A 5,154-nucleotide genomic window follows, 5' to 3' on the forward strand; every position below is an offset into this window, starting at 1 on the left:
TCCGTCATACCCTGCGGACATAGGGGCCTCCATCCTCGACGGGATTGGTGTGATGACCCCGAGTGTCCGCCGGATACCCGGAACCGTCACGGGGAGCGGAGGCCCCGCTCCTTCATCGCATCAGAGGTCGAGGACGACTTCGCTGAGCGGCTGCGCGCAGCAGACCAGGGTGTTGCCCGCGGCCGGCGGCTCGACGGGCTCCGGCGAGTAGTCGACCTTTCCGGTCATCAGGCCTGTCTCGCAGTTGTGGCATACGCCGGTTCGGCACGACCACCGAACCGGCACCGAGCACGCTTCGGCCAGTTCCAGCAGGCTGGGGTAGCGGGAGTCCCAGTTGACGGTCAGGCCGCTGCGGGCGAAGGTGACCGCGGGGCCCTTGCCGGGGGGTCCCGGCGGTGACTGCGGGGCCTGGCCGGCCTTGGACGCGATGCCGGGGGTGAGCGACGGGCCCGCACCGAAGATCTCGGTGTGCACCCGGGCCGGATCGATGCCGGTCTCGGCGATCCATTCCGGAGCCTCCCGCATGAAGTCCGCCGGCCCGCAGATGTATGCCTCGGCCGAGCTGGGCACCCCCAGATCGGTGAGCAGCGTCCCGGACAGCCGCCCGACGCCTGTGTGGTCGAGTCCGAGCCGGTCCGTCGGCTCGGGGCGGCTGTAGCAGATGTGCGCATGCGCGTTGGGCAGGCGGGCGAGAAGCTCACGGCTTTCGCGGGCGAAGGGATGCTCGCCGCCGTGGCGGGCCCCGTACAGCCACCAGACCTCGCGTTCGGGCTGCCGCGTGGCCAGGGCGTGCAGCATGGCCAGCACCGGCGTCGCGCCGACACCGGCCGACAGCAGCACCACCGGGGCTTCGCCGTCGCGCAGGGCGAAGGTGCCCCGCGGCGCGGCGACGTCGAGCTCGTCGCCGGGCTGGACGCGCGTGTGCAGGTAGCCGCTCGCGGCACCGAACGGCTCGTGCTTGACGCTGATCCGGTACTCGGAGTCGCCGGGCCGGCCCGACAGCGAGTAGGTGCGGACGATCTCGCTGTCCGGCAGGCGTATGGTCACGAACTGCCCGGGCAGTGCCGCGGGCAGCGCCGTCCCGTCGAGAGTGGCCAGGCGCAGGGACACTACGCTGCTGCTCTCGCGCTCGACGCCGGCCACGCGGAGCGTACGGAAACCGCCCCACGCCGGTGGCGGAGCGCCGGCGGCCGCGGAGAGTCCGGGGTTTCCGTTTCCCCGGTCGCCGTCCCCTTGATCGAGCAGCGTCCGGAACGAGCCGCGCCAGCCGGGGCTGAGGGCGGGGATGCGCAGCGCCCTGACCAGGTCGGCGCGGTCGCGGCCCGGCAGGTAGAGCAGGGCGTCGATGTCGGCGACGCTCATCTGTTCCGGGCCGCCGGCCACTTTGACGATCTCGTCGCCTGGGGTCACCTCGCCCTCGGTGAGCACACGCAGGTAGAACCCGGGCCTGCGGTGCGAGACCATCAGGGCGGGCAGCCGCGGCTCGTTCATGCGCAGGCCGACCCGATAGCAGGTCACCCGCGGCTGGGTCACCTCCAGCAGCGCGCCGCCGATCCGGTACCGGTCACCGATGCAGACCTCGTCATCGGGCAGGCCGTCAACGGTGAAGTTCTCGCCGAACTGGCCGTGCTCGAAATCATCACGTCCCAGGTGCTCCTGCCAGTGGCGGTAGGAATCGAGCTGGTAGACGAGCACGGCCCGGTTCTCTCCGCCGTGTCCCCCCAGGTCGCCCTGCCCGTCTCCGTCGATGTTGAGCCGCCGCACCATCCGGGGGCCCGTCACCGGCCGCTTCCACACGGCGGTGCGGACGGTCTGCCCGCGCCACTGGACGTCCTCAGGCAGACCCACATTGACGGCCACCAGCCTCGCCATCCCGAACCTCCATTAGGTCGACTGCAGCAATGGCCGCCGATTCTTAAGGAAATACCCGATCTCCTCAGACGGGTCGAAAGGGTAGCGTATCGGGCGCCACCTGCTCGAACGGACTGGGCGGCGGGTACGGTCCAGAGGGAGTGACGTGTGATGCCAGAACGTTTCGACTGGGCCTGTATCCCGTCCAAAGCGCTGCTGCGGCCGGCCCAGGCGGCCTCGGAGGCCGCGCGGACTCCCGGTGTCGCCCGCCCCGAGGTGGACTGGACGGCGGTACGGGAGTACCGCGGCCGCGGTGTCCTGATCGGCGCCTGGGCAGTCGCCCCGAACGCCGGCGAATGGATCCACCACGCCGCGCTGGCCATCCGGGCCGAGATCCCGATCTCGACCCTGCTCGACGACATCGCCCAGTTCCCCAGCTACACCGAGGGATACCTCCTCGCCCTCGAACGACTCGATCTATGACCGCGACCCCAAATCTCCAGCAAGGAGGCAGTGATGGCTGTGACCGTTGAACTGACCCGATTCAAGGTGTCGCCGGACAACACCGAGGCGCTGCTGGCCGCACGGCCGGCCATGCTCGCCGACTTCCGCGCCGACCGGGAAGGGTTCCTGGACGCCCGCCTGGTGCGGCTGTCCGACGACCATTGGCTGGACATCGTGGAATGGCGCTCCCCAGAGGACTTCGCCGCCTCCCGCGCCAAGGGCGCGAACCTGCCCGGTATCGCCGCGTTCTTCGCGGCGATCGGCGACCTTGTCGCCGACGAGGAGGGCACGCTCGCCGATCGTTGAGTCCCGCCGACCGTTGATTCCCATCGTTGAGTCCCAGTGCAGCCGCGCAGCGGGCCGGGCTTGAGGCGGGCGGCGTCTGGTCGGCGGCGGCCTCGGGCAGGCGCGGCTGCTGTCGCGGAGGCTGGGGGCCAGTGGTCACCCTCATGGGCCCGCCCCGCGCAGTTCGGCGTTCCGCCGTTCCAACTCCGCGATCCGCTCCTGGAGGGAGGTCAGAGTGCGCTCGACGGCGTCGAGCGGGACGAGCCTGGGAATGTGCTGGCGGCAGTTCCAGTCGAAGGCCTCGACCTCGATCAGCACGGCGCGTTCGACCTTGGCGCGATAGCCCGGCACGGTCAGCTCGGCGAGCAGGGCGGGGTCGTCGATCGCCCTCGCCCGGCCCATGATCTTCATCCGCGCCTGGTGGGCGTAGTCCATGAGGAAGAGCGCGACCCTGTTCTCGTGGTCGAGGTTTCCGAGGGTGATGTACTGCCGGTTGCCGCGGAAGTCGGCGAAGCCGAGCGTCCGGTCGTCCAGGGCCTTCAGGAACCCGCGCGGCCCACCGCGGTGCTGGACGTAGGGCCATCCGGTCTCCCCGACACTGGCCAGGTAGAAGCTGTCGCGCTGCTGGACGAATTCCCGCTCGGCCTCGCCGAGCCGGTCGGCGATCACGGGATCGTCGAGCAGCGGCCGGTAGGCCCGCGCGCTGCCGTGCTCCTGCTGATGACGCCGGACACCTGGCGTGAAGGCGAGCTGTGCGAATCGGCTGGTCATCGCTTGTCCTCTTCTCGCGGGCCGAAAGACCCGCGCTCGGTCTCGTCGACGGGCAGGTCGGTGATGCTCGCCCCGCGGCGGCCCGTCAGGCCGTCGGCGAAGGCCGACGGCCGCGATCGATGGCCGACGAGGGACTGCCGGTCGATGTCGGTGCCGACGGCCCGGTCGAATTAGTTGAGCGCGACATGAGCTCCGAACTCGGCGTCGGACGGCCCCGCGGCCAGCGATCTCAATCTAGAAACCGCGCCCTCCCCCACACAGGGACCAAACACGCCACCGACAGGTCCAGACCCGCCACCACATCGGCGGCGCGCCAGATCCTAGGTCTGGTCCGTGCCGTTCCCGAAGGACCCGGTCGACCGGCTCTGCCAGCGGCGGACGGCGCGGCGCAGCGCGCGCACGTCGCTGTATCCGACCCGGCCGGCGATCGAGGTCATGGGCAGCCGGCCGTCCTGCAGCAGGGCCAGCGCCTTCTCCTGGCGCGCGGTCTCCACTTCGCCGCGCCAGCTGCTTCCCCGTTCCGCCAGGCGGCGCTGCAGTGTGCGCGGGCTGACCGTCATCTGCTGCGCGACCGTCTCCAGAGAAAGCGAGTCCAACTCGAAGCAGGCGTGCAGCGTCAGGCGGAAAACGTCGTACCAGTCCCCCACCGGCCTCGCGGCGCCCAACGTCATGGCGGCGTGCTCGCACAGCATCTCCAGCAGCCCGAGCTGGGCCTTGGGCAACGGCCGGCGGGCGTCCCGGGCCAGGAACGTCAGCGAGGTGGCCGGCGCCGTGAAGTCCACATGGGAGGTGCCGAGCATGTCCAGCAGCGCCGCGCGCGAACGCGGGGCCTTCTGCCGCAGCTCCACGCGTACCGGGACCAGCGGTGTCCCGGTCGCCTCCCGGCAGCGCCGCAGCAGCACCGCCAGCGCGAACACCTCCATCGCCGCGCTCACGTCCGGCTCGTACGGACCGGTCGAATGGCTGATCGTGAACAGCTCGCCGTCCTCCACCCCCTCCAGGGTCTCCGTCGCCGGATCGAGCAGGACGCCCATGTGCCGCGCAGTACAGCGGACCGAGTCCATGAGGGTCGGCCCGGAGGTGAGCATGTAGTCCCACAGCCCGAAACCGCCGGGCGGCGGCAAGGTGACCAGCAGCGCGCCGTCGCGGATCATCGCGGCGTTCCTGGAGACCAGGTACCTCCACATCGCGTTCGCGGAGCCGGTCGGCACCCGGGAGCGGTCGTCGGCGAGGACGTCGGTCCGCAGGTCCGGCAGGCGCGCGACCTTGCCGGGGCTGCCGCCGGCCTTGGTCACCTCTCCCGCCAGGAAACGCGCCATTTGACTGGAGATCGTCCCCTCCAGCCGTGGCGGCGGGGCGGCGGGGCCAGGGCCGGCCGGCGGGCCGTCACCGCTCCGGGGACGGGAGGCCGGGGCGCCATGGGCGGCCTGCCCGCCACGGAACTCGGTCATGCTGGTGAACCCTTCGTCGTCGGCCGACCGCCGCAATGAGCCCGGCCGGCATCGGAGGCGGCGCGGATCCCCAGGTCGTGCGGCCCGAGGCCGGACGATAACGAGGTAGACGCTACCTCCGCACCGTACGACCGGGGAAGTCCAGGTCCGGAGAACGCCAGCCCCGGAAACGGACCGTCGAGGGCCTGCCGTCCGAGGATACGCGGCGGTGGGAGGCGATGGCGGGTTTGGACCTGTCGGTGGCGTATTGGGTCCCTGTGTCGGGAGTGGCGCCGCTTCTAGGTTGAGATCA

Annotated in this window: 5 protein-coding genes; 2 read left to right on the forward strand and 3 right to left on the reverse strand. The window is 71.0% G+C overall.

The annotated features are described in order from the left end of the window. Positions 1-120: 120 nt before the first annotated feature. Complete coding sequence (locus ACTWPP_RS44820) at positions 121-1,872, reverse strand: MOSC domain-containing protein (protein WP_443110586.1); 1,752 nt, start codon at positions 1,870-1,872, stop codon at positions 121-123. 150 nt (positions 1,873-2,022) lie between these two features. Here ACTWPP_RS44820 and ACTWPP_RS44825 point away from each other — a divergent pair, with 150 nt between their 5' ends. Further along, a complete protein-coding gene (locus ACTWPP_RS44825) occupies positions 2,023-2,334 on the forward strand; it encodes a hypothetical protein (protein WP_443110587.1) in 312 nt (103 codons plus the stop codon). A 33-nt stretch (positions 2,335-2,367) separates the two neighbouring features. Continuing rightward, on the forward strand, positions 2,368-2,661 hold the full coding sequence (locus ACTWPP_RS44830; RefSeq protein ID WP_443110588.1) for an antibiotic biosynthesis monooxygenase: 294 nt from the start codon (positions 2,368-2,370) through the stop codon (positions 2,659-2,661). A gap of 141 nt (positions 2,662-2,802) precedes the next feature. On the opposite strand, the gene ACTWPP_RS44835 is transcribed toward ACTWPP_RS44830, so the two are convergent. Both ACTWPP_RS44835 and ACTWPP_RS44840 read right to left on the reverse strand, forming a co-directional pair. Further along, entirely contained in the window at positions 2,803-3,411 is a 609-nt protein-coding gene (locus ACTWPP_RS44835) for a pyridoxamine 5'-phosphate oxidase family protein (protein WP_443110589.1), read from the reverse strand. Positions 3,412-3,731: 320 nt separating this feature from the next. Then, positions 3,732-4,862 (reverse strand): AraC family transcriptional regulator ligand-binding domain-containing protein, encoded by a 1,131-nt coding sequence (locus tag ACTWPP_RS44840; protein WP_443110590.1) that lies wholly within the window; start codon positions 4,860-4,862, stop codon positions 3,732-3,734. Positions 4,863-5,154: the final 292 nt, after the last annotated feature.

Origin of the sequence: Actinomadura sp. 3N407, assembly GCF_052245875.1 — a bacterium.
Taxonomy (GTDB): domain Bacteria; phylum Actinomycetota; class Actinomycetes; order Streptosporangiales; family Streptosporangiaceae; genus Spirillospora.